This is a genomic window from Sphingomonas vulcanisoli, from assembly GCF_011761305.1.
In the GTDB taxonomy this organism is placed as follows: domain Bacteria; phylum Pseudomonadota; class Alphaproteobacteria; order Sphingomonadales; family Sphingomonadaceae; genus Sphingomonas_I; species Sphingomonas_I vulcanisoli.
Map to the genome: position 1 here is coordinate 186,880 of NZ_JAAOZC010000001.1, position 24,257 is coordinate 211,136.

Annotated in this window: 23 protein-coding genes; 15 read left to right on the forward strand and 8 right to left on the reverse strand. The window is 65.1% G+C overall.

Features of this window, described 5'->3' with window-relative positions:
* Window positions 1-84 precede the first annotated feature (84 nt).
* Window positions 85-486, forward strand: coding sequence for a ribose-phosphate pyrophosphokinase (locus tag FHS31_RS00950; protein WP_243843190.1), 402 nt, complete (start codon window positions 85-87; stop codon window positions 484-486).
* 107 nt (window positions 487-593) lie between these two features.
* On the opposite strand, the gene FHS31_RS00955 is transcribed toward FHS31_RS00950, so the two are convergent.
* Window positions 594-977, reverse strand: coding sequence for a hypothetical protein (locus FHS31_RS00955; protein WP_167071158.1), 384 nt, complete (start codon window positions 975-977; stop codon window positions 594-596).
* A gap of 54 nt (window positions 978-1,031) precedes the next feature.
* Window positions 1,032-1,682 (reverse strand): carbonic anhydrase, encoded by a 651-nt coding sequence (locus tag FHS31_RS00960; protein WP_167071160.1) that lies wholly within the window; start codon window positions 1,680-1,682, stop codon window positions 1,032-1,034.
* A gap of 74 nt (window positions 1,683-1,756) precedes the next feature.
* Between FHS31_RS00960 and lipA the strand changes: the two genes are divergently transcribed.
* Together lipA and FHS31_RS00970 are read left to right on the forward strand one after the other, a co-directional pair.
* A complete protein-coding gene (gene lipA, locus FHS31_RS00965) occupies window positions 1,757-2,683 on the forward strand; it encodes a lipoyl synthase (protein ID WP_167071162.1) in 927 nt (308 codons plus the stop codon).
* A 135-nt stretch (window positions 2,684-2,818) separates the two neighbouring features.
* Window positions 2,819-3,313: an SRPBCC family protein gene (locus FHS31_RS00970; RefSeq protein ID WP_167071163.1), complete on the forward strand. Its 495-nt coding sequence runs from the start codon at window positions 2,819-2,821 to the stop codon at window positions 3,311-3,313.
* Here the strand turns inward: FHS31_RS00970 and FHS31_RS00975 are convergent.
* The 3 genes from FHS31_RS00975 to FHS31_RS00985 all read right to left on the reverse strand — a co-directional run bounded on the left by FHS31_RS00975 (window position 3,241) and on the right by FHS31_RS00985 (window position 5,608).
* Window positions 3,241-3,777 carry a CinA family protein gene (locus tag FHS31_RS00975; protein ID WP_167071165.1) on the reverse strand — a complete coding sequence of 179 codons (537 nt, stop codon included), beginning with the start codon at window positions 3,775-3,777 and terminating at the stop codon, window positions 3,241-3,243. The genes FHS31_RS00970 and FHS31_RS00975 overlap by 73 nt on opposite strands.
* Complete coding sequence (locus tag FHS31_RS00980) at window positions 3,774-4,310, reverse strand: hypothetical protein (RefSeq protein WP_167071167.1); 537 nt, start codon at window positions 4,308-4,310, stop codon at window positions 3,774-3,776. Before FHS31_RS00980 ends, FHS31_RS00975 begins: the two co-directional genes overlap by 4 nt.
* Before the next feature lie 143 nt (window positions 4,311-4,453).
* Window positions 4,454-5,608: a bifunctional 2-C-methyl-D-erythritol 4-phosphate cytidylyltransferase/2-C-methyl-D-erythritol 2,4-cyclodiphosphate synthase gene (locus FHS31_RS00985; protein WP_167072007.1), complete on the reverse strand. Its 1,155-nt coding sequence runs from the start codon at window positions 5,606-5,608 to the stop codon at window positions 4,454-4,456.
* 201 nt (window positions 5,609-5,809) lie between these two features.
* Between FHS31_RS00985 and dusB the strand changes: the two genes are divergently transcribed.
* From dusB to FHS31_RS01030, 9 genes are all read left to right on the forward strand, one after another.
* Window positions 5,810-6,811, forward strand: a complete 1,002-nt coding sequence (gene dusB / locus FHS31_RS00990; protein WP_167071169.1) for a tRNA dihydrouridine synthase DusB — start codon at window positions 5,810-5,812, stop codon at window positions 6,809-6,811.
* Window positions 6,808-7,908: a two-component system sensor histidine kinase NtrB gene (locus FHS31_RS00995; protein ID WP_243843191.1), complete on the forward strand. Its 1,101-nt coding sequence runs from the start codon at window positions 6,808-6,810 to the stop codon at window positions 7,906-7,908. Before dusB ends, FHS31_RS00995 begins: the two co-directional genes overlap by 4 nt.
* Entirely contained in the window at window positions 7,905-9,341 is a 1,437-nt protein-coding gene (gene ntrC / locus FHS31_RS01000) for a nitrogen regulation protein NR(I) (protein WP_167071170.1), read from the forward strand. Before FHS31_RS00995 ends, ntrC begins: the two co-directional genes overlap by 4 nt.
* A 99-nt stretch (window positions 9,342-9,440) precedes the next feature.
* Entirely contained in the window at window positions 9,441-11,690 is a 2,250-nt protein-coding gene (locus FHS31_RS01005) for a sensor histidine kinase (RefSeq protein ID WP_243843192.1), read from the forward strand.
* Window positions 11,690-13,078: a nitrogen assimilation response regulator NtrX gene (gene ntrX / locus FHS31_RS01010; protein WP_167071172.1), complete on the forward strand. Its 1,389-nt coding sequence runs from the start codon at window positions 11,690-11,692 to the stop codon at window positions 13,076-13,078. The genes FHS31_RS01005 and ntrX overlap by 1 nt, the downstream gene beginning before the upstream one ends.
* Window positions 13,079-13,381: 303 nt before the next feature.
* Complete coding sequence (hfq, locus tag FHS31_RS01015) at window positions 13,382-13,909, forward strand: RNA chaperone Hfq (RefSeq protein WP_167071174.1); 528 nt, start codon at window positions 13,382-13,384, stop codon at window positions 13,907-13,909.
* Between the two features lie 63 nt (window positions 13,910-13,972).
* Window positions 13,973-15,301 (forward strand): GTPase HflX, encoded by a 1,329-nt coding sequence (gene hflX, locus FHS31_RS01020; protein ID WP_167071176.1) that lies wholly within the window; start codon window positions 13,973-13,975, stop codon window positions 15,299-15,301.
* Window positions 15,302-15,589: 288 nt separating this feature from the next.
* Entirely contained in the window at window positions 15,590-16,861 is a 1,272-nt protein-coding gene (locus tag FHS31_RS01025) for a TonB-dependent receptor domain-containing protein (RefSeq protein WP_167071178.1), read from the forward strand.
* A 14-nt stretch (window positions 16,862-16,875) separates the two neighbouring features.
* Window positions 16,876-17,763 carry a tyrosine-protein phosphatase gene (locus FHS31_RS01030; RefSeq protein WP_208408479.1) on the forward strand — a complete coding sequence of 296 codons (888 nt, stop codon included), beginning with the start codon at window positions 16,876-16,878 and terminating at the stop codon, window positions 17,761-17,763.
* A 59-nt stretch (window positions 17,764-17,822) separates the two neighbouring features.
* Here FHS31_RS01030 and FHS31_RS01035 read toward each other — a convergent pair whose 3' ends face one another.
* From FHS31_RS01035 to FHS31_RS01045, 3 genes are all read right to left on the reverse strand, one after another.
* Window positions 17,823-18,386 (reverse strand): retropepsin-like aspartic protease family protein, encoded by a 564-nt coding sequence (locus FHS31_RS01035; RefSeq protein ID WP_167071180.1) that lies wholly within the window; start codon window positions 18,384-18,386, stop codon window positions 17,823-17,825.
* The gene (locus tag FHS31_RS01040) at window positions 18,386-18,526 is read right to left on the reverse strand and encodes a hypothetical protein (protein WP_167071181.1); all 141 of its coding nucleotides are present in this window, start codon (window positions 18,524-18,526) and stop codon (window positions 18,386-18,388) included. Before FHS31_RS01040 ends, FHS31_RS01035 begins: the two co-directional genes overlap by 1 nt.
* A 431-nt stretch (window positions 18,527-18,957) precedes the next feature.
* Window positions 18,958-20,469 (reverse strand): ATP-binding protein, encoded by a 1,512-nt coding sequence (locus FHS31_RS01045; protein ID WP_167071183.1) that lies wholly within the window; start codon window positions 20,467-20,469, stop codon window positions 18,958-18,960.
* 129 nt (window positions 20,470-20,598) lie between these two features.
* Here FHS31_RS01045 and FHS31_RS01050 point away from each other — a divergent pair, with 129 nt between their 5' ends.
* The 3 genes from FHS31_RS01050 (at window position 20,599) to FHS31_RS01060 (ending at window position 23,928) form a co-directional block, all read left to right on the forward strand.
* Window positions 20,599-21,207 (forward strand): response regulator transcription factor, encoded by a 609-nt coding sequence (locus FHS31_RS01050; RefSeq protein WP_167071185.1) that lies wholly within the window; start codon window positions 20,599-20,601, stop codon window positions 21,205-21,207.
* Between the two features lie 190 nt (window positions 21,208-21,397).
* Window positions 21,398-22,681 carry an MFS transporter gene (locus tag FHS31_RS01055; RefSeq protein WP_167071187.1) on the forward strand — a complete coding sequence of 428 codons (1,284 nt, stop codon included), beginning with the start codon at window positions 21,398-21,400 and terminating at the stop codon, window positions 22,679-22,681.
* Window positions 22,678-23,928: an arsenic transporter gene (locus tag FHS31_RS01060; protein ID WP_167071189.1), complete on the forward strand. Its 1,251-nt coding sequence runs from the start codon at window positions 22,678-22,680 to the stop codon at window positions 23,926-23,928. Before FHS31_RS01055 ends, FHS31_RS01060 begins: the two co-directional genes overlap by 4 nt.
* Window positions 23,929-24,257: the final 329 nt, after the last annotated feature.

Genomic DNA, 24,257 nt, shown 5'->3' on the forward strand with positions numbered 1-24,257 from the left:
CCTCCTACGCGCTTCGCGCGCCACCTCCCCTTTCAGGGGAGGATTTGTCATCGCTATGGTCGTGGACCCTGCCTAGAGTAAGACATGACCATCGAGACGCTGGCCGATTGGCTCGAACAGCAAGGGATCGTGCCCGCCGAGGGACCGGGGAGCATTGCCGATGTCGCGCTGGTGCGCCGCCTGCTGATCCAGGCCGCGGGGGAGCGGCGGGCGGTTAGCTATTCGGAATTGCTCGGCGCGCTGGGCCATCGGTTCACGCGCCCCAAGGTGCGCGCGCTTTGTAAGACTCTGGATGCGGTCGAGGAGGGTGAGGGTGCCGGGTTGGCGGTACTGGTCGTGCGCGAGAGCGATCGGCTGCCGGGGCAGGGCTGGTGGGTGGCGCAGACGGCGCGGGGGTATGCTGGTCCCTGGAACGGACCGGGCGCGGAGGCCCACGTTGGCGCGCTTCAGCAGATGTTGTTTGAGCGGTGGAACGCCACACCATAGCCCCGTTTGTGCTGAGCCTGTCGAAGCACCGTTCTTCTTGATAGAAAGAACAGCCCTTCGACAAGCTCAGGGCGAACGGGGATAGGTTCGCCTTAAATCCTAAGAGCTCAGTAGAAATCGGCCGGGTTGGGCGTCGGCATGTTGCAGGCGCGCTGGTTGCCGCGCTTGCACGCCGCCGCCTGCCAGCGCCACGCCGCCATGGCATCGGCATAGGCCGCCTGCTGGCGCGCCCAGCGGGCATCGGTGCGGTTCACGGCGCGGTCGTGCTGGGCAAGCGCGGCCATATAGGCCTCGCGGTCGGCCTGATACTGGGCGTCGCCCTCCGCGGTTTTGGCCTGCGCCATGTCATCGGCCGAAAGCACGGCGCCGTTGGCGGCCTGCGTACCCGGATTGGGTGAGGCCGGAGCGGGCTGGGGGCTGTTGGGATCGTAAGCCTGCGCGAGTAGCGGCGTCGCAACGAGCGCGCCGGCGATCAAAAGGATGCGAACCATAGTCTCTCTCCTGATTGTTGCGGCCCCAACGCCCTTGCGCCGGAGCCGTTCCGATCAGGCGGTGACGGGTGCGAAGCTGCCGGTGCCTTCGTCGAGCAGATGCAATTGGCCGTCGGCGATCGCGAACAGCCCGCCGTGCAGTTTGAGCTTGTCCGCCTGCTCCCGCTCCCGGACCATCGGGAAGCTACGCAGGTTGGCGAGGCTGACCTTGATGCAGGCGAATTCCAGCGCGCGGATCGCTTCGGCTTCGGGCAGGCCCTTGGCCTCGACCTCGTCGCGCGCATCGTCGAGCAGCTTCACCCAGTCGGCGATGAAGCCGCCTTCTCCGCGCGGTGCATTCTCGAACAGGCGCTGCAGCGAAGCCTTCACACCGCCGCAGGCGCCATGGCCCATCACGATGACGTCGCTGACTTCCAGCACGGTGACCGCAAATTCCAGCGCCGCGGAAACGCCATGGCGCCCCGGCGTCGTCTCATAGGGCGGCACCAGATTGGCGACGTTGCGCACCACGAAGATCTCACCTGGGGAGACATCGAAGATCTGCGCGGGATCGACTCGGCTGTCCGAACAGGCGATCACCATCACCTTCGGGCTCTGGCCCTCGGCCAGTTCCGCCCAGCGATCGCGCTGGGGGCTCCAGCCGGTGCTGCGGAACCGCTGGTAGCCTGCGAGAAGGCCGGTGAAGTCGCTCGGGGTCTTGCTCATCGGCGCTCCGTTAGCGATCGATCGGCGAATGGCAAGGGCTGGCGATTTGCCCCTCCGCTCGCTATCTGCGCACCATGATCGAGCCGCTCGCCCAGCCTTATCCTCTCCGCCAGCGCAAGCCGGACTGGATCCGCGTCAAGGCGCCTATGGGCGCGGCGTTCAACGAGACCAAGGCGCTGATGCGCCGCCTCAATCTGGCGACGGTCTGCGAGGAAGCGGCCTGCCCCAATATCGGCGAGTGCTGGACCAAGAAGCACGCGACGGTGATGATCCTGGGCGATACCTGCACGCGCGCCTGCGCCTTCTGCAACGTCAAGACGGGGATGCCGCGCGCGGTCGATCTTCTCGAGCCGCAGCATGTCGCCGATGCCGCCGCCGAGTTGGGCCTCGAACATATCGTCATCACCTCGGTCGATCGCGACGATCTCAAGGACGGGGGCGCGAGCCAGTTCGTCAAGGTGATCGAGGCGCTGCGCACGGCGACCCCCAACACCACGATCGAAATCCTCACCCCCGATTTCCGCAACAAGGCCGATGCCGCGATCGAGGCGATCGTCGCCGCCCGCCCCGACGTCTACAATCACAATCTGGAGACGGTGCCGAGGCTCTATCCCACGATCCGCCCGGGCGCGCGCTACTATGCCTCCCTGCGGCTGCTGGAGCAGGTGAAGCGGCTCGATCCTTCGATCTTCACCAAATCGGGCGTGATGGTGGGCCTGGGCGAGCAACGTATGGAGGTCCATCAGGTTATGGACGACATGCGCTCGGCAGGGATCGATTTCCTGACGATGGGCCAATATCTCCAGCCGACACCCAAGCACGCCAAGGTCGAGGCGTTCGTTTCGCCCAAGGAGTTTGAAGCCTATGCCGCGATCGCGCGCGCCAAGGGTTTCCTGCTCGTCGCGGCGAGCCCGCTGACCCGCTCAAGCTATCACGCCGGCGACGATTTCGCGCGGATGAAGGCCGCGCGCGATGCGCAGCTGGCGAGGGTGGCAGCCTAATGATCCTCCCCGGCACGGGGAGGGGGACCATGCACTGCATGGTGGAGGGGGCTCTCAACAGGCGCTGCGCCCAGCGAATAACCCCCTCCGTCACGCCTTCGGCGCGCCACCTTCCCGTGCCGGGGAGGATCTGAGGTGCCCAAACACTCCGAAACCCGCCATCTGCCCTACACGCCGGAGCAGATGTTCGATCTCGTCGCCGATGTCGGGCGCTATGCCGAGTTCCTGCCCTGGGTCGTGGCGGTGCGTGTGCGTTCCGATGGCGAGACCGAGATGCTCGCCGATCTGATCGTCGGCTTCATGGCGCTGCGCGAGAAATTCACATCGAAGGTGACCAAGGAGCGCCCGGGCCGCGTCCATGTCGATTATATCGAAGGACCACTGGCCTATCTCCACAATGATTGGATGTTTCGGCCCGATGGCAAAGGCGGCTGCTTCGTCGATTTCACCGTCGATTTCGCGTTCCGCAGCCGGATCTTCGAGGCTCTGGCCGGGCAGATGTTCGGCCTCGCACTGCGCAAGATGATCGGCGCGTTCGAGGAGCGCGCCGCCAAGCTTTACGGTGCGTCCGTGCCTTCGCCCAGCGGGGCGTCCGGCAGCAGCAGTTCGAGCGCGCACAGCGCCGCCTGATGGCGGATGCCGCCGCGGCCGATATCGCCGAAGCGCTTCTCGTCGGTCAGCGCCTTGTCGGGATCGTCATTCTTGAGCGCGCGCGCGAAGATCACCGTGCCCACCGGCTTGCGATCCGATCCGCCTGACGGTCCGGCGATGCCGGTGATCGCCACTGCGATATCGGCATTGGCCTTCGCGGCCGCGCCGTGCGCCATCGCCCATGCGGTGGCGAGGCTGACCGCGCCGAACGTCTCGATCACATCCTGCGCCACGCCGAGCGCTGCGATCTTGGCTTCGTCCGCATAGGTGACGAAGCCTGCCAGGAAGACATCCGACGATCCGGGAATCTCGGTCAGCGCCGCGCTCACCAGCCCACCCGTGCAGCTTTCGGCGACCGCGATGCGGCGTCCCGCAGCGCGGTTGGCATCGATCACGCGCCGCGCGAGAGCGACGAGATCGTCGGGGAGAAGGGCGTCGCTCATGGCCGGGGCTCTATGTGGGGTTCGGGCCGACAGATGTGAAGCACGCCTGCTATGCCTTTGTCTTTCTTGTCCGCGATCGTCGCGGCCATCGCGGCGAGCTCGCCGAGATTATGCCCCGGCAGTGGCGCGGCCTGCGTGATCGCGGCGTTGATCGTGCCGCAATCGCCGATGTTCACCGCCTTGGCCAGCAATTTGCCAAGCATCGGCTCAAGCAACATGCGCAGCACGTCGGAGTTCATTTCTTCCGGCATCGGCTGGCCGAGCAATTGGGAGAAAAACCCCGCCATCGTGCGTCGCGCCAGCGGCCATGCGGCGTCGGCATCGGGCTGGTAGCGGCGGGCGAGCGCCTCGGCATTGATCGAGAGATAGGCGTTCGGGCCGAGTGAGTTCGCACAGCGCCTGGCAACGCCTTGGACCAGCGAGGGCAGCGCGAAGGTGACGAGCGACGCGGCCTGGCCCTGCGAGATACAACGGGGGGCCTGGGCGATCGAGGCGGTGGGGAGGGTTAGGCTGAGGAGGAGGCCGACGCACATCCTCCCTGAGCTTGCTCGGGGAGGGGGACCAGCCGCAGGCTGGTGGGGGGGAGAATGCGCAACCGTTGCGCCTTGCCCCTCCACCACGCTTCGCGCGGTCCCCCTCCCCAAGACAAGCTTGGGGAGGATGTGCGTCGGCCTCTTCACAACCCCACCTCCGGCACACGCACCGTCGCCACCGCCTGCGCGGCGATGCCTTCGCCGCGGCCGGTGAAGCCCAGTTTCTCGGTGGTGGTGGCTTTCACGCTGACCTGAGCCTCCGAAATCGCCAGAAGTTCCGCGATGCGCGCGCGGATCGCCGGGCGATGCGGCCCGATCTTGGGCGCTTCGCAGATGATCGTGACATCGACATGATCGATCCGCCCGCCCGCCTGCGTCACCAGATCGCGCGCATGGGTGAGGAACTGGTGCGAGGCTGCGCCGCGCCAGCGCTCGTCGGATGGCGGGAAATGGCTGCCGATATCGCCGTCGCCGATCGTGCCGAGCAAAGCATCGACCAACGCATGCAGCGCGACATCGGCATCGGAATGGCCCGCCAGTGCCTTGCCGTGCGGCACCTTGACCCCGCCGAGCCAGAGATGATCGCCCTGCGTAAAGGCATGAACATCGAAGCCCATGCCGGTCCGTGAGACCAGCGCCGGCGCGTGCCGCCGTTCCGCCGCGCCAAAATCCTCGGCCCAGGTAATCTTTTCGAGCATCGCCGATCCTTCGACCATCGCCACCGCATAGCGCGCGTGGCGCACCATCTGCGCATCGTCGCTCGCCTCGCGGGACGCATCCCATGCGGCATGCGCATCGCGCAGCAGCTTGGTATGGAAGGCTTGCGGTGTCTGCACCCTGACCAAAGTCTCGCGCGGCACGACGTCGCCCAAGGTCGGGCCGCCCAGCGCCAGCGTATCCGCCACCGGCAAAACCGGGATCGCGCCCGCCGCCGTTTCCAGGGCTTTGATCAGTCGATCGATCACGGATGCCGGCAGGAAGGGCCGCGCTGCGTCATGCACCAGCACCCAATCGCCGGTGATCGCCGCAAGCCCGTTGGCCACCGACTCGCGTCGCAACGCACCGCCGATCACCGGCGCGGGCAGGGGACGATCGCCGATCGCCTCTGCATAAAGCGCGCCTTGCCCGTCGCCGATCACCACGACGATCTCATCGATCGCGGAATGCGCGAGCAGGGCATCGACCGCATGCGCCAGCACGGGCTTGCCCGCCACGATCCGATATTGCTTGGGGATATCGCCGCCGATGCGGCTGCCGGAACCTGCCGCAACGACCAGCGCCGAGATGCGATGGCTCATCATGCGGGCGCTTACTGCAACCCTCGTTCAAAAGAAATCCGTCCCCTTTTTCCGTTTGCCCTGAGCTTGTCGAAGGGCCGTTCTTCTTCCGAGGGCCAGAAGGGCAGTGCTTCGACAGGCTCAGCATGAACGGTAGTGGGTTGTCGCGGACAGCGCACCCCGCTACGGGTCTGCCGCTTTTTTAGGCAGAGTAAACCAACAGTGTCCGCGCGCCTCAAACCGATCCACATCGGCCCCGTCACCATCGAAACGCCGGTGATCCTGGCGCCGATGACCGGCGTCTCCGATCTGCCTTTCCGCAAAATGGTGCGGGCGTTCGGATCGGGTCTCAACGTGACCGAGATGATCGCGTCCCAAGCCGCGATCCGCGAAACGCGCCAGAGCCTGCAGAAGGCGCTGTGGGATCCGTCCGAGGATCCGGTCTCGATGCAGCTCGTCGGCTGCGAACCCGCGCAGATGGGCGAGGCGGCCAAGCTCGCCGAAGATAAGGGCGCGGCGATCGTCGACATCAACATGGGCTGCCCGGTGCGCAAAGTGGTCAACGGCGATGCCGGTTCGGCGCTGATGGCCAAGCCCAAGCTCGCCGCCGAATTGATCGCGGCGACGGTGAAGGCGGTGAAGGTGCCGGTTACGCTCAAGATGCGGATGGGTTGGGACCACCAGAGCCTCAATGCGCCCGAGCTGGCGCGCGTGGCCGAGGATCTCGGCATCCAGATGATCACCGTCCACGGCCGCACCCGCTGTCAGCTTTACAAGGGCACGGCGGATTGGGCGTTCGTGCGCAAGGTGAAGGATGCGGTCTCGATCCCCGTCATCGTCAACGGCGATATCCTCTCGCCGGACGATGCCACCGAGGCGCTGGCGCAATCGGGCGCCGATGGCGTGATGATCGGGCGCGGCGCCTATGGCCGCCCCTGGCTGCTCGATCAGGTGATGCGCTGGCTGCAGCATGGCGAGCGCCGCGCCGATCCGGCGATCGACGTGCAATATGACGTGTTGACCGATCACTACCGCCAGATGCTCGCGCTCTACGGGCGCGAAGTCGGCGTCAACATGGCGCGCAAGCATCTCGGCTGGTACACCAAGGGCCTGCCCGGCTCGGCCGAGTTCCGCAATCGCGTCAACCAGGAACCCGATCCCGATACCGTGCTCGCGATGCTCGCCGAATTCTATGCGCCGTGGCGAACAAGGGCCGCGGCTTGAACATCATCCAACGGGTGCGCGGCCTGACGGGGAAGGCCGCGAACGAGCTGATCGCCGCGATGCCGACGCCGGTGATCACCATCGATGATCAGGCGCGTGTGCAGGATGTCAATTCGGCGGCCGAGCAGTTGCTGATCCTGTCGCGCGCGGCGGTGGTCGGCGCGGCCATCCGGGATGTGATCGGTTACGAAGTCGATCCCGAGGCGACCGAGACGCCGCTGGTCGCCTATGGCGAGGATCTGCTGCTCACCGGCGGGCGCAGCCAGCGCGCCGATGTGCTGATCGCGCCCTGGCCGGAACGCGCGGGCTGGCGGATCATCACGCTCCATGCGCACCCGTCTGCCGCGCCAATCGCGCGCCGCAGCCGCCACGGCAGCGGCACCGCCACCGCCGCCGGCGCCGCCGCAATGCTGGCGCACGAGATCAAGAACCCGCTTTCGGGCATCCGGGGCGCCGCCCAGCTGCTGGAGAGCGGCCTGGGCGATGAATCGCGCGCGCTCACCCGGCTGATCCGTGACGAGGTTGATCGCGTCGCCGCGCTGATCGATCGGATGGAGGGCTTCACCGATACGCGCCCACTGGAGACTGCGCCGCACAATATCCACGCCATCCTCGATCACGCCCGATCGGTGGCGATCAGCGGTCTGCCGCCCGAGATCAAGCTGCGCGAGCGCTATGATCCCTCGCTGCCTGCGGTGCTCGTCCATCGCGATTCGCTGGTGCAGGTGCTGATCAACCTTATCAAGAACGCCGCCGAGGCATTGGGACCGTTGGGCGGCGAGATTACGCTGACCTCGGCCTATCGGCATGGTGTCGGCACGGTGACCGAGCGGGGTGGCCAGCGCCGCTCGCTGCCGATCGAGGTCTGCGTGATCGACGATGGCGCCGGCGTGCGTTCGGACATCGCCGAGCATCTGTTCGATCCGTTCATCAGCACCAAGCCGACCGGACGCGGCCTGGGCCTGGCGCTGGTCCACAAATTGATCGCCGATCAGGGCGGCATCGTCGAATATGCGCGCGAGGGGCGGCCGGAGCGGACCGTTTTCCGGATCCTGCTGCCCCGCGCGCCGCGGCCCGAGCCTGAGGCGGCGCGATGAAGGGCCGTATCCTCGTCACCGATGACGATGCCGCGATCCGCACCGTGGTGCGTGAGGCGCTGCGGCGCGAGGGGCATACCGTGGAAGTCGCCGCGAGCGTCGCCGAGCAGCGGCGCGCATTGGCCCATTTTCGCCCGCAGGTGCTCGTCACCGATGTCGTGCTGCCCGATGGTAACGGCCTGGAGGTGATCGACGAGGTCCGCCGCCTCCATCCCAACCTGCCGATCATCGTGCTGTCCGCGCAGAATACCTTCACCACGGCGCTCCGCGCTACCGAGCAGGGCGCTTTCGATTACCTCCCCAAGCCGTTCGACCTATCGGAGCTGACCCGCACGATCGCCGATGCGCTCGCCGCGGCCACCCGCGACGAGGCGGTGGAAAGCGATCAGCCGGGCGAAGATCTGCCGCTGATCGGTCGATCGCCGCCGATGCAGGAGGTTTATCGCACGATCGCGCGCGTCGTCGCCAACGATCTCACGATCCTCATCCTCGGCGAGAGCGGCACGGGCAAGGAGCTGGTCGCCAAGGCCATCCACGATTTCGGGCCGCGGGCCTCCGCGCCTTTCGTGCCGATCAACATGGCGGCGATCCCGCGCGACCTGATCGAGAGCGAATTGTTCGGCCATGAGCGCGGCGCGTTCACGGGTGCTGCCCAGCGCAATGCCGGCCGTTTCGAACAGGCGCAGGGCGGCACCTTGTTCCTCGACGAGATCGGCGACATGCCGGCGGAGGCGCAGACCCGGCTGCTTCGCGTGCTGCAATCGGGCGAATATACGCCGGTCGGTTCGGCGCGCGCGATCCGCGCCGATGTGCGCATCATCGCTGCGACCCATCAGGATCTCTCCCGGATGATCGCGGAAGGCACCTTCCGCGAGGATCTCTATTACCGGCTCAACGTCGTGCCGATCCGCCTGCCGGCGTTGCGCGATCGGGGCGACGATGTCGCCGAACTCGCGCGCCACTTCCTTGATCGCGCCGCTGCCGACGGCCTGCCGCGCAAGAGCCTCGACGTTGCCGCCGCGGCGCGGCTGACGCAGCACAGCTGGCCTGGCAACGTCCGCGAGCTCGAAAATCTCATGCGCCGCCTTGCCGCCCTGGGCCGCGATCCGGTGATCGGTGGCGCGCAGGTTGAGCAGCAGTTGGCGGGCGCCTCATTGCCGTCGATCGGGCTGGTGCCCGAAGGATCGAGCCTTGGCGATGCCATCGAGCAGCAAATCGCCCGCCATATCGCCGGCTATGGCACCGCGCTGCCACCAGACGGGCTTTACGATCGCATCCTGGCCGAGGTGGAAAAGCCGCTGTTCAAACTCACGCTGGCGGCGGTGCGCGGCAACCAGCTTCGGGCGGCGAAGTTGCTAGGGTTGAACCGCAATACGTTGCGGAAGAAGCTCACTGAGCATGGTGTCGGCCCGCAGGTGCGGCGCTCAGACTAAGGTCGACCACCTGTGCTGTTCGTCGCATTCGCCCGACGACACGCCGCATTTCGTCGCACTGTGCTTGAATGGCCACGGTGCTGTGTTACCAAAGCAACAATGACCGGGCTTTCTCAACCCGCTGCAGCGTTGCCGAGCCGCTTCGGCACGCGGCGCTCGCGCTTGAGGCGACGTCTGACCCTGCTGTTCCGCGGTCGGCGTGCGATCGCGTTGATCGAACTCGCCACCATCGTGATGATGATCGTGATGGCCGTCGTCGCTTATGTCACGATTGCCGCTTCGGGGGCACCGCAAAAGCCGCTTAAGCCGCCGGTCGTAGCGCTTCTGCTGATCGGCAACCTGTTGCCGGCGATGGTGCTGCTGGTGCTGATCGCGCGCCGCAGCGCACGGGTGCGCGCCGAGCGATCGGGGATGAAGGGCCGCGCCACGCTCCACGTCCGCCTGGTGGCGCTGTTCTCGGCGATCGCCGCGCTGCCGACATTGCTGGTAGCGATCTTCTCCTCGCTGCTCTTCCAATATGGCGTCGAGTTCTGGTTCTCGGATCGCGCGCGCACCGTGCTGCAGAACGCCGATCGCGTGGCGCAGACCTATGTCGATGAGCATAAGTCCGATCTCGGTGCCGAGGCGCTGGCGATGAAGGGCGATCTGCTCAATTGGATGAACAACGCCTCGCCCGAGGATCCGCGATCGTCGCAATATTTTCCGAGCCAGGTTTATTATCGCAAGCTCGATCAGGCGGCGTTGATCGAGGTCGGCCTGGATGGGCGCGAGTCGCTGATCTACGGTGCCAATCTGGATGCGCGGCCGATGGAGCAGAGGCTGCCTCCCGCGCTGATCCCGGAGCTGAGCGACGATCGCCCTCATTTCCGCGCGCGGCCGGATCAGTTCGAAGCGGCGATCGCCTTCGATCGGGCGAGCCGCACCTACCTGTGGATCAGCCGCCATGCCGATCCGCTGGTGCTGGCGCAGACCGGGCGCGCCAACACCGCGCTCGGCGAATATCGCACCCTGCTCGCCCGCTCGCGCATCCTGCAGCTGCAGTTCAATCTCGCGCTCTATCTGGTTTCGCTGCTGATCGTCGCGACCGCGATCTGGGTGGCGCTGCGCGTCGCTGATCGGATCGTGCGGCCGATCGGCGAGCTGGTCGGCGCGGCGCGGCGCGTGGCGGCGGGCGACCTCGCCGCGCGGGTGGCGCCCGCGCATCGTGCGCAGGATGAGGTCGGCACACTCGCCGCCGCTTTCAACCGCATGACGCGGCGCCTGCAGGAGCAGACCGGCGTCCTCGAAAGCCGCCGCGCGCTGACCGAGGCGGTGCTGTCCGGCGTCACGGCCGGGGTCATTTCGGTCGATGCGAACCGTCTGGTGACGATCATCAATCCCTCGGCGATCACCCTGCTCGGCACGACGCGGGCCGATGCGATCGGCGCGCCCTTGGCGGAACTGGCGCCGGAGCTTTTCGACATGCTGCAGTCCGGCGATCGCCAGGCGGTAATCCAGTTGGCGGCGGAGGGCGAGGTGCGCACGCTTGCCGCCACTGTCGGCCGTGCTGGCTCAGGCTATGTGCTGACTTTCGATGATATCACCCAACAACTCGCGGATCAGCGCCGCGCCGCCTGGTCCGATGTGGCGCGCCGCATCGCGCATGAGATCAAGAACCCGCTGACCCCGATCCAGCTTGCCGCCGAACGGCTCCAGCGCCGCTACGGCCGCACGATCGAGAATGACGACGGCACGTTCAGCCGGCTGGTCAGTACGATCGTCCGCCAGGTCGGCGATATCCGCCGGATGATCGACGAATTTTCCGCCTTCGCGCGCATGCCGAAGCCGAGCTTCGCCGAGGAATCGCTGGTCGATCTCGCGCGCCAGGCGCTGTTTCTGCACGAGGTCGCGCATCCGGCAATCGAATTTCGCCTCGATGCCCCGGCCGAGGGCGCGCGGATGGTCTGCGATCGGCGCCAGCTCGGCCAGGCGCTGACCAACCTCGTCAAGAATGCCGTCGAGGCGATCGAGGGGCGGGGCGAGGACGCGCCCGATGGCGAGGTGCTGTTCACGATCGCGGAGCAGGGCGAGCATCTGGTGATGACTGTCGCCGACAATGGCATCGGCCTGCCCGTCGAACGCGAGCGGATGACCGAGCCCTATATGACGACGCGCGCCAAGGGCACGGGCCTCGGCCTCGCGATCGTGCAGAAGATCGTCGAGGATCACCTCGGCACGATGAGTTTCGCCGATCGGCCCGGCGGCGGCGCGATCGTGCGCCTCTGCTTTGAACCGGACGCGCTCGCCCCGCTGGCGATCGCCGCCCCGCATGAACCACAAGCCGCCGCTTTCGCGGCCGGGAGACACTGATGGCGCTGGATATCTTGATCGTCGACGACGAGGCCGACATCCGCGAGCTCGTGGCCGGCGTGCTGGAGGATGAGGGCTACAGCGCCCGCACCGCCGCTGATTCCGATAGCGCGCTCGCCGCGCTCGCCGAACGCCGCCCAAGCCTCGCCCTGCTCGATGTCTGGCTGCAGGGATCGCGGCTGGATGGATTGCAGCTGCTCGACGAGATCAAGCGGCGGCATCCCACGCTGCCGGTGATCGTCGTTTCCGGGCATGGCAATCTCGATACGGCGGTGGCCGCCGTCCGCCAGGGCGCGGCCGACTTCATCGAGAAGCCGTTCGAGAGCGAGCGTCTGCTCCACCTCGTCGCGCGCGCTACCGAGACCGATCGTCTGCGCCGCGAAAATGCCTCGCTCAAGGCGCGGATCGGCGACGAGGCCGAACTGACCGGCATTTCCACCGCGATCAACAGCGTCCGCGCGACGCTGAAGCGCGTCGCCGCCACCGGCAGCCGCGTGCTGATCTCGGGGCCCGCCGGCGTCGGCAAGGAAGTCGCCGCGCGGCTGCTTCACGATTGGAGCAACCGCTCCACCGCTCCCTTCATCATCGGCGCCGCCGCAGCGATGACGCCCGAGCGGCTGGAAGAGGAATTGTTCGGCATGGAGGACGGCGGCGAAGTAATCCGTCCCGGCCTGCTTGAAGAGGCACACGGAGGCACCCTGTTTCTCGATGAGATCGCCGACATGCCGCTGACCACGCAAGCGCGGATCCTGCGCGTGCTGACCGATCAGAGCTTCACGCGCGTCGGCGGCAGCCGGACGATCAAGGTCGACGTCCGCGTCGTCTCCTCCTCATCCCGCGATCTGGCCGACGAGATTGCGGCGGGCCGTTTCCGCGAGGATCTTTATTATCGGCTCAACGTCGTACCCGTTCATCTGCCGCCGCTTTCGGCGCGGCGCGAGGATCTGCCGCCGCTCGCCGAACGCTTCGCCGCGCGCTACGCCGCCGAGCGCCGCCTGCCGACTCCGACGATCACCGCCGATGCGATGGCGGCGCTGCAAGCCTATGATTGGCCGGGCAACGCGCGCCAGCTGCGCAACGTCATCGAACGCACGATCATCCTCGCGCCCGGCGATCGCTTGGCCGAAATCGATGCCGATATGCTGCCGCCCGAAGTGCTGAGCACGCAGTCCGAGATGGTGCCGAACAACAGCGCGCGCGCGATCATGGGGTCGCCGTTGCGGGAGGCGCGCGAAACCTTCGAACGCGAATATCTGCGCATCCAGATTCGCCGCTTCTCCGGCAACATCAGCCGTACGGCGAGCTTCATCGGCATGGAAAGATCGGCGCTTCACCGCAAACTGAAAACGCTCGGCCTCGCCGATTCCCGCGGGGACGAGGAAGAGTGAGGCCCATAACCCTCTCCCGCCTTCGCGGGAGAGGAGGGGCCCGCTCGCGGAGCGAGTGGGAGGTGAGGGTCTTCTTCTTTTGTCGGGCGGGCCAAAGAAGAAGACCCTCACCCAACCCTCTCCCGCGAAAGCGGGAGAGGGCAACCTCCGCCTGTCGGAGAGGATTGCCCCTAGCCAAACCCACTCTTGTGCTGCGGTGCAAAATGCATAGATTGTCCCGTGGGGAGCCTGCCTCGGGCTTCCTCGTCAGCAATGAACGCAATTCGCGGGCCACGACCCGCCAAATACCGGAGAACCGGAACGATGGCCGAGAAAGCCGCCAAGGCCCCCGCCGCCAAAAGCCCCAAGGCCGGCGCCAACAATCTTCAGGATATTTTCCTCAATTCGCTGCGCAAGACCAAGACGCCGGTGACGATGTTTCTGGTCAAAGGCGTCAAGCTGCAGGGGATCATCACCTGGTTCGATAATTTCTCGGTGCTGCTGCGCCGCGATGGCCAGAGCCAGCTGATCTACAAGCACGCCATCTCCACCGTGATGCCGGCGCACCCGGTCGATCTTTCGGCGATCGATGCCGGCTTCGATGATAAGAAAGCGCCGATCCTGCAGGAAATCTTCCTCGCCGCGATCCGCAAATCCGGCGATCCGGTGACGATGTTCCTGGTCAATGGCGTGATGCTGCAGGGTGAGGTTGCGGCCTATGACCTCTTCTGCATGCTGCTGCGCCGCGATGGCATGAGCCAGCTCGTCTACAAGCACGCCATCTCCACCGTCCAGCCGCTCCGCCCGCTCAATCTGATGAGCGAGGAAGAGGAGGAAGACGGCGAGGATTGATCCATTCGTCAAAGCTCCGGCGTACTGCCCGCACTTTACACGCCCTCGCGCGTATAGACTGATATGAGCGGTTTCACCCGGGAGGAAGGCGACGAGGTTCGCCGCGGCGGCCGCGCGATCATCGCGCTGCCCGAGCGCGGCGATCATATGCGCGATACCGATGCGCGGCTGGAAGAGGCGGCGGGCCTCGCCGTGGCGATCGGCCTCGAGGTCGTCGATCAGATGGCGTTCCGCGTCCGCCAGCCCAAGCCCGCGACCCTGTTCGGCTCCGGCCAGGTCGATCAGATCGCGCAGGCGGCGCGCATGGCCGATGCCGAGCTGATCGTCGTCGATGCGGCGCTCACGCCCGTTCAGCAGCAGAATCTCGAAAAGGCGACCGAGGCGAAGGTCATCGATCGTACCGGCCTAATCCTGGAGATTTTCGGCGAGCGTGCGTCCACCGCCGAGGGCCGTCTCCAGGTGGAGCTTGCGCACCTCGATTATCAGGCTGGCCGCCTCGTTCGCAGCTGGACCCACCTCGAGCGCCAACGCGGCGGCTTCGGCTTCCTCGGCGGCCCCGGCGAGACCCAGATCGAGGCCGATCGCCGCATGATCCGCGATCGTATGGCCAAGATCAGGCGCGAACTCGAACAGGTTCGCAAGACGCGCGGCCTCCACCGCGCCCGCCGCACCCGCGCGCCCTGGCCGATCGTCGCGCTGGTCGGCTACACCAACGCCGGCAAATCGACGCTCTTCAACCGCCTCACCGGCGCCGATGTGATGGCCGAGAATCTGTTGTTCGCCACGCTCGATCCCACGATGCGCCAGATCGCGCTTCCCGGCCTCGACAAGGTGATCCTGTCGGACACGGTGGGCTTCGTTTCCGATCTCCCGACGCAATTGGTGGCCGCCTTCCGCGCCACGCTGGAAGAGGTCACCGCTGCCGATCTCATCCTCCACGTCCGCGACATCGCGCATCCCGATAGTGAGGCGCAGCGTGCCGATGTGCTGGCGGTACTGGCGGAGATCGGCATCGGTCCGGAGATCGCGCCGGAGGGCGATGATAGCGAGCAAGGCGCGCCGGTGCCGATCGTCGAGGTCTGGAACAAGATCGATGCGCTCGATGCCGAAGGCCGCGAGGCCTTGCTCGGCGATGCGCGATACAGCGACGAGATCATCCCCGTTTCCGCACTGACCGGGGAGGGCCTCGACCTCCTCAAGCGCCGCGTCGCCACCCGCCTGCTCGCCGGCTCCCGCATCCACCGTGTGCGCCTGCCCAGCGAAGACGGCCGCGCCCTCGCCTGGCTCCACCAGCACGGCGAAGTGATGGACCAGCGTAACGACGATGCGACGGTGACTGTGGACGTGCGGCTATCCCCGATCGAATGGAGCCGTTTCCAGGCGCGGGGGTAACGCGAAAGGCGCCATCATCCCACTAAAATCTGAATAGTGACAAGAGCATGAAGACAAAGTCCGACGATCGAACCCAATAGTCTTGGAAGCACAGCAAAACTGTCATCAGAGAGTCGCGCAAAGCCGTCAAAAAGCTTCCCGAGAAAACGGGGAAATATTCGATGTCCAAAACTCTACAACGCCAGTTTCTGGCGGCGACTGCGCTTTGCCTAAGCCTGACCGCTTTGCCCGCTCACGCCGCCGATCCCGTGCCGGCCGCTGCCGTGCCCGCCGATCAGCATCAAGTTCGTGGTCGGCGGCCTTGCCTATCATGAGCATGTTCGGGATCAGGCACAGGCTTTCAACACGGGATATTTCAATAGCGCCGGTCAGTGGATCGTTAGCCTTCCCGGACCCAATAATCTGATCAATCTCAACGGCCAGACGGCGGTCACGAACGCCGTGACGCCGCTATACCCCTATGCCGGCGTCGATCGTGCCAGCATTGCCAAGACGACCAGCTACGGCATCTTTGGTCAGGCGACCTGGACGCCGGCTTTGCTGGAAGATCGCCTGCACCTGACGGGCGGCCTGCGCTGGACCGACGATAAGAAGCAGGGCACCTTGCTAGTCACCAACAACTTCGCTCCGGTCAATTCGAACGGCAGCTTCGCGCCGATCAGCTTCAAGTCGGAGTGGAAGCGGGTCGATCCGATGGTCAATCTCGCGGTCGATCTGTCGCGGGATATCCAGGTTTATGGCAAGTTCAGCACCGGCTACAAATCCGGCGGCGCCAACTCACGCTCGCTCAACTATCGCGCGTTCGATCCTGAATCGATCTCGGTGTTCGAAGTCGGCCTGAAGAGCGAGTTCTTCGACCATCATGCCCGCTTCAACATCGCGGGCTACACGGGCATCTACAAGAACCAGCAGGTCGATTTCAGCGTTCCTTACTTCTGCTATAGCGCGGCGGGCGCCGTCATCGCCTGCCCGGGCGCTGCGGTCACGACGCGGACCACCACCAACACCTACAACACGCCCGAACATGGCCGGATCAGCGGCATCGAGACCGAGCTCACGCTGGCGCCGTTCGCCGGCCTGACCCTCACAGGCTCTTACACCTACGCCTATGTCCGCGTCGGCGCGGCGGTCGATCCCTTCTGCGAACCGCTGGCCACCGGCGGCTGTATCGTCGATCCCACGCCGCGCGCACAGCAGCCCGTCAACACACCGAAGCACAGCGCATCCGGCCAGATCGATTATGAAACCTCGCTCGCCGATCTGACGCTGCGCGGCCACTTCGATGGCGCCTGGGACTCGGGCTCCTATACGAGCAGCACGCCGAACCTGCCCGGTATCCCGAACCCGCGCAGCGTACCCGGCATCGTGTTCAACACCCGCGTTTCGGTCGGCGATATCGCGCTGGGCGGTGTCGGCGCCAAGCTGACGATTGCCTTCTGGGTGCGCAACCTGTTCAACGAACAGCATCTGGTAGCGCGCACCTACACCACCGGAACGGGCATCTACGGTTATTTCAACGATCCCCGCACCTTCGGCGCGCAGGGCACGGTTCGGTTCTGAGAGGAGACGTGGCGATGACGGGGCTGGTGTTCGATCGATGGCGGCGGATCATTCTGGCCGGGGCTGTGCTCCTGCCGGGAATGCCGCCGGCCTTCGCCCAGATACCGGCCCCCGTGGCGGTGCCGGCACCGCACGATCGGCTGCTGCCGCTGCAGGGCGGCCGCAACTTCCGCGATCTCGGTGGCTACCGCACCGCAGATGGCCGCTCTGTGAAGTGGGGCCTGCTGTTTCGATCGGGATCGATGCACGGCCTTACCGATTCCGATTACCGCAATCTCGAGGCCCGCGGCATCCGCGTGGTCTGCGATTTCCGCGATCGTAAGGAGCGGGCGAGTGAACCGGTGGCCTGGCCTGCCTCAGCTGCGCCGCGCGTGCTGAGCGACGATTATGACACCGACATGCACTTCATGCCCCCCGGCGATCCCAAGGGCTGGACCGAAGCGCAGGCGCGGGCGTCGATGGCGGCCGCCTATCCGCGCCTGCTCCGCCAATTCAACAGCCAGTACCGGCGCATGTTCGGCGAATTGCTCGCCGGCCATGCTCCGCTCGCGTTCAACTGTTCGGCAGGCAAGGATCGCACGGGCGTCGCCGCGGCGCTGCTGCTCACGGCGCTAGGCGTGCCGCGTGCGACAGTGATCGAGGATTATCTGCTCACCAATCGCTACCTCGATCCGGCGAGCCTTCGCTCCAGGGATGCTGCGCCGAGCCCAGCCAATCTGCTGGCGGGCGTTTCGCCGCAGGTGGCCAAGGTGATGATCGCCGCCGATCCGAGCTATATCGCCGCGGCGTTCAGGGTGATCGACGCGCATGAAGGCGGTGCGGAAGGCTACCTCCGGGATGAACTGGGGCTCAGCCATGCCGATCTGGCGAAACTGCGCGATCTTTACCTGACACGGGCCTAGGATCGAGGGCGCATCTGGTCCACCGAGCGCGCCACGCTGCTAACGACCCCTTCCAACGTTCACCGCAAAACCAGGCGATCCCCTTGGATAGCCACCTCATCGAGCCGTGAGAGTACGGCCTGGCCGAGCAGGCACGGCATGCCGCTGCCGGGCACGAGAATGCCGGAAACGTCGTGCAGCTGGCGGCCGGCTAGCTCCAGTGTCATCAATCGGGTGCGTGCCGCCCGCCGAATGCCGCCGGCTGTGGCGATTTGGCCGTTCAACTTCAGACTGTCGCTAATCCCCAAACGGCGAGCCTCTGCCATATCCAGGGTCAATCCTGACGCGCCGGAATCGATCAGGCAGCGCACCGCGTTTCCGTTGATCTTGACCTCTGCATAGAACAGCCCGTCGGCGGCCCGCGTCACCGTGCCGGGTTCGCGGCGATCGTCATCGATGATCGGGGCGTCGTTCGGTCGCTCCTGCGTCTCGCTCGACGCCATGGAGGCGGAGAAGGCCGGTGGGCTCGCGTCGGCGACTTTGAGAGCATCGGGAATGCCCACCAGCGCGCCTGCCGCAAGGCCGGCGAGCGCAAGTCCGGTCACCCGATCGGCGATCCGGGCCACGTGACGGCGGCGGTTCATCACAGAAAACGCTCTGCCAGCGCGATGGGCAGGGCCCATCCGAGCAGCGCGCCGCCCAAGATCAGGCTGACGCGAACCCGCAGCGGAAGCTTATCTTCATCAGCGATATGATCGCTGGTGTCGATCAGCCAATCGTCCATGGGTTGGGACCAAGGCGCGGCAGTCTTGAGCGGCGAGTTCGCCACCGAATCTACCCGCGTAAAAGAACTGCTGACCGGATATTCTGCGCAGTCTCTGTAAATCTGGTTTGAAAAGCAAGCAACCATCTCACAAATCCCTTCCTATACTCTGAAGGACTAATATTTATTTGAACGCTACGCTACCAACCTTTCCAGGGGAGGGGGGATTCCCCATGCCATCTTTCTGCCGATCCCTGCAGCGTCATTCTATCTACGGAATCTACCGTGTGCTTTACGAAGGTGATCGACCTACGCGGGGCTGCCGCCCTCTCTCTTCAAGACGGTATCCGCCCCGCCTCTTCGGTCGTTTTCGCGGGGTTAGGATATGACGGCCGTTACGCCGCGCGCTGAAGCAACGGCTCCGTCAGATGCCCGGCCGCATGTGGTGTATCTTAGCCGCGCACCTGCGCTATCGCTTCGAGCAGCTCCTTGGTCCGGAACGGTTTGCGCAATATCGGCACGCTGCTGATATGGGGTGGGGGGGATTCGAGTTCGTCGGCGAATGCGGTTATCAGCAGCATCGGCATATCGGGGCGCTCCGCGCGCACCGCCGCGACCAGATCGATCCCGCTCATGCCGTCCCCCATGCGAATATCCGAAACGATAAGATCATAGGGATGCAGTTCGCGCACGAGATGCATCGCCTCCTCGCCATTGGCAGCCTCGTCGACGATATACCCGGCGCGAGCCAAATGAATGGCGAGCAGTTTTCGGACCTTTCCTTCATCCTCGACGATCAAAACACGCGGGGCGTTGGAACCCTCGGCCAAGGCATCCGGCGCTACTGGCATGGCTTGTTCAGACGGCAGGATTAATTCAATGGTCGTTCCCTGGCCGAGCGAACTTTCGATTTTGGCGTAGCCGCCCGATTGGCGCACGAAGCGATACACCATCGAAAGCCCCAGACCGGTGCCTTTGTCATTATCCTTGGTCGTGAAAAATGGCTCGAATGCGCGCAACCGCGTCTCTTCATCCATACCTTGGCCCGTATCCGTCACGCTTATCACGATCGCGTTCTCCAGGCCCGGCCCCGCGTCCGCGCGACGGCGTGTGGAAATCCGAATAGATCCCCCGTTTGGCATCGCGTCGCGCGCATTCAGCGATAGATTAACAAGGGCGGTCTCGAACAAGGTTTTGTCCGCAATGACCGTGCCCACGGAGGCGCTGAGGTCCGTTTGAAAATGGATGGTTTTGGCCATCGTTCGGGCAAGCAGCGCTACGACCGACTGGATCAGAGCGTTGACATTTACCGACTCAGAGGCGGTGGATTGGCCGCGTGCGAACTGAAGCAGGCGCGCCACGACATTCGAGCCCCCGTCTGCTGCTTCGATGATATCCCTGGCCGCTTCGTGCAAGAGCGAACCGACCGGCGCTTCGCCCGCGATGATCTCGGCATTGCCCATGATCAACGCGAGAATATTATTGAAATCGTGCGCCAGGCCGCCGGACAGCTTACCCAGCGCCTCCATTTTCTGAGATTCTCTAAGGCTATCTTCCAGCTGGAGACGCTCAGTCACATCGATCTGTACGCCGACAAAAAATTTTCCATTTTGGCCATCGTCGACGGGGATGATGGTTAGATCGTTCCAGAACTGGCTACCGTCCTTACGATAATTCAGGACAAGGCCGTGAAACGGTGCATGTTCCCTGACGGCGGTTCGGATCCGCTGGCGCACATAGGGCGCGGTCTGAGGACCGCTCAGCAAATTGCAACTGCGGCCCATGACTTCATCGGCCGAATATCCTGTCAGCTTCTCAAAGGCCGCATTGACATAGATCATGGGGCAGCCGTCGCGCAGTGCGTCGGATACCACTACGCTTTGGGGAACAGCGTCCAGTGCAAGCTCGCGGATCCGCGTGATGTCATAATTCCTCTGATCGACAGCGGAGACCTGCTGTTCCATAATTCCCTTCGGTGCGTGAATATGTCGCGCCTAGGAAACATTTAGCACATAAAAAAACAATATGGTATTTCTCGTATACAGAGGTCTCAACGCTTCTCAATAGACTAAGTCAATTGGAGACGGCAGGGTATGGCATCTTCTTTGCCGATCTACGTTTTGGACGACGACGCGAACATGCTTGGCATGATCGCGCGGCTGGTCGAACTGATCGGTTACAAGGTGACGAGTTTTGCCAGCGCAACTGCGTTCATCGACAAACTCGAAGATTTGCCCTTTGGTTGCCTTTTACTTGATATTGGCATGCCCGCTCCGAACGGACTGGAGATTCTTTCTGCACTGTCACAGCGGCAACCTGCGTGGCCGGTCATCATGGTATCGGGCACGACCGATGTGGGCGACGCCGTTGAGGCCTTTCGGCGCGGTGCGATCCAATTCCTACGCAAGCCCTTCCGGCGGGCGGAGTTGGAACATATTCTGTCGGAGGCTATCGATATCGGGCTCAAACGGCTGGCCGAGCACGAGCGCATTCAGCGGGCAGGGAAAATCTCCCTGACCGGCCGCGAACGCGAGGTGCTCTGCGCGATCGCCCGCGGTGATCCGACCAAGAAGATCGCCTGGTCCCTTGGGCTATCGTCGCGTACGATCGATATGCATCGTGGGAATGTCCTGAAGAAGCTCGCGGCTCGAAATGCCACGCAGGCAGTCGCCTTGGCGCGCGAGCTGAAGCTGATCGAATAAGTTTTAATCCCAAACGCAAGTCGCTCGTTATGGGCGCGATGATGGCCTTGGCGCCCGTCCGGCGCTGATCGCTACGGCAACTTCCCTGCTGCCAACGGTCGCAACCAACAGCGCTTCTGCCCGTTGCTGCGCCAAAACCGCGCCCAAAGCTCATGCTGCTCTTTATTGCCGCACATTACAGGACCGCACGATGGCGACAATTGCAGCGGCAGGAGAAAATGGAGGGCATAGCGCGGACCTGACGCGGGGCAAGCGCGCGCTGCAAGCCCTCAACTTCTTCATGGCCGATATGCAGGCCGGGATCGGCCCGTTTCTGGGCGTGTTCCTGCAGCAGCGAGGATGGGCGACGGGGCCGATCGGCACGGTGATGACGGCGGGCGGGGTGGCGGGAATGCTGTTCACCGCGCCCGCCGGCGCGTTCATCGACCATACCACAAAAAAGCGCAGGGTGGTCGTGGTCACGGGCATCTGCACCGTGGCGGCCTCGTTCCTGATCCTGCTCTCGCAATCGGGTTGGGTCGTCACCGTCAGCCAGGTGGCGACGGCCATCGCCGGTGCCGCGATCGGCCCCGCCGTTGCGGGTATGACCCTCGGGATCGTGCGCCAAAAGGGCTTCAACGCCCAGAACGGGCGCAATCAGGCGTGGAATCACGCGGGCAATATGGTGGGTGCAGGCCTTTCCGGCTGGCTAGGGTGGCGGTTCGGGATGCCGGCGATCTTCTACCTCGCGGCGGCGTTCGGGGTGCTCGCCATTGCATCGGTGCTGCTCATTCCCGAGCGCGCGATCGACCATCAGGCCGCGCGGGGCCTCGAAAAGGGAGACAGTGACGACGCCGGCGGAGGACAGGCCGAGGGATTCCGCGTGTTGCTGCGGAACCGGCCGATGTTGATCCTCGCCGTCTCCCTTGCTTTCTTCCATCTCGGCAATGGCGCAATGCTGCCGCTCTATGGCCTCGCCGTGGTCGGCGCGGGCAAGGGCAACCCTGCGGTATTTACCGCCACGACCGTCGTCGTCGCGCAAGCGGTGATGATCGTCACCGCGCTGATCGCGATGCGGGTGGCGGCCGGCAGGGGCTATTGGTTGGTCATGCTCATCTCGTTCGCGGCGCTTCCCGTACGCGGGCTGATCGCCGGTTGCGTCATCGAGCATTGGGGCGTGTGGCCGGTGCAGGTGCTCGACGGTATCGGCGCGGGGCTGCAGAGCGTCGCGGTGCCGGGTCTGGTCGCGTGCCTGCTCAACGGCACGGGTAGGGTGAATGTCGGCCAGGGCGCGGTGATGACGATGCAAGGGCTGGGCGCATCGCTCAGCCCCGCGATCGGTGGCTGGCTCGCGCAACTCCTCGGCTATCGCATCGCCTTCTTCATCCTGGGCGGGTTTGCCCTGGGGAGCCTGGCGCTCTGGCTGGGGTTTGCCGCGACGCTGCGACCGGCGTGCGCCGGTGATCGGACCGAACAGGAACCGGCTACGGAATGACGGCCGCGTTACCCACTTGGATCATCTGTATCGCAGCGACGGCCGGAGTCATCACCCGCCCGTTCCGCTGGCCGGAAGCGATCTGGGCGGTCGCGGGGGCGGTCCTGCTGGTGGCGTTGGGGCTCTTGCCGATCGGTTCGGCGCTTGGCGCGATCTCGAAGGGCACCGACGTCTACCTGTTCCTAACGGGCATGATGCTCCTGTCCGAAGCCGCGCGCGCCGAAGGGCTGTTCGATTGGGTGGCGGCAACGGCGGTCAACCACGCGCGCGGGTCTTCGATCCGCCTCTTCATGTTGGTCTATGGCGCCGGGGTGGTCGTCACCACGTTCCTGTCGAACGACGCTACCGCCGTCGTGCTGACGCCTGCGGTCTATGCGGCCGCGCGCAAGAGCGGCGCGGAACCGCTCCCGCTGCTGTTCGCCTGCGCGCTTGTCGCCAACGCCGCGAGCTTCGTGCTGCCGATTTCCAACCCGGCGAACCTGGTTCTCTACGGGGGACATATGCCGCCGCTGAAAGCCTGGTTGGGCTCGTTCGCGTTGCCGTCGCTCGCTGCGATCACCGTGACATTCGTTGCTCTCAGGTTGGTCGAGCGCAAGCGGCTGGTGGGTCCTTGCGCGCCCGCTGTGGAACGGCCCGTCCTTGGGCGCGGGGGATGGGCAGCGTTGCTCGGGATCGTTGCGACGGCACTTGTGCTGATCGCCATGTCGGCGCTCGATCGGCCGCTCGGGTTGCCCACCTGCCTGGCGGGCGCTGCAACGGCACTCGGGGTCAGTATCATGGCGAGGCGCTCGCCGGCCAAACTGGTCGGCGCGATTTCCTGGGGCGTGCTGCCCCTCGTCGCGGGGCTGTTCGTGCTGGTCGAGGCTCTCAACCGCACGGGCGTCGTCGGGTGGATCGCCGGCGCGCTCGGCCGCGCTGCGCGGTTTGGTGAGCCGATTGCCGCTGCGGGGGCGGGGACGATCCTCGCCTTCGGCTCCAACCTGATCAACAACCTGCCCGCCAGCCTGATCGCGAGCACCGCGATCGCACAGGCGCATGCGCCACGTCTCGTCGTGGACGGGTTGCTGATTGGGGTGGATCTCGGGCCCAACCTCTCGATCACCGGCTCGCTCGCGACGATCCTCTGGCTCGCTGCCATTCGGCGGGAAGGCGAGGATGTAAGCTTCTTGCGGTTTCTCAAGGTTGGGGCCGCGACCATGCCCCCGGCCTTGCTTGCCGCGATTGGGGCACGATTGCTAACCAGCTGACATTCCGCGGGAAAAGCCGTCATGTCCGCCGTCCGCGCAGCCGGGGCGGCGTTGGAACGGCAGACTGCGGTAGGTGGCGCGCCCGGCTGGATAAACATAACGAATATGTTTCGCCGTTCGTACTGCCCTAGAGCCGTCTGACGCCGCCGTAATCCGCTGTCTGCCGTTCCGCCCCGCCGTCGGAGCTATGCCGGATCAATTACGCCGGCAGCGCCGCCGCCCGTGCGCCGACACGTCAAATCTTCAGAGATCCGTGGCGTAGTGCATACGGCATTTGTGGCGCGCCAGCGCGGATATGTCTGACATCTATTCATCGCAGTTGCTCCTCT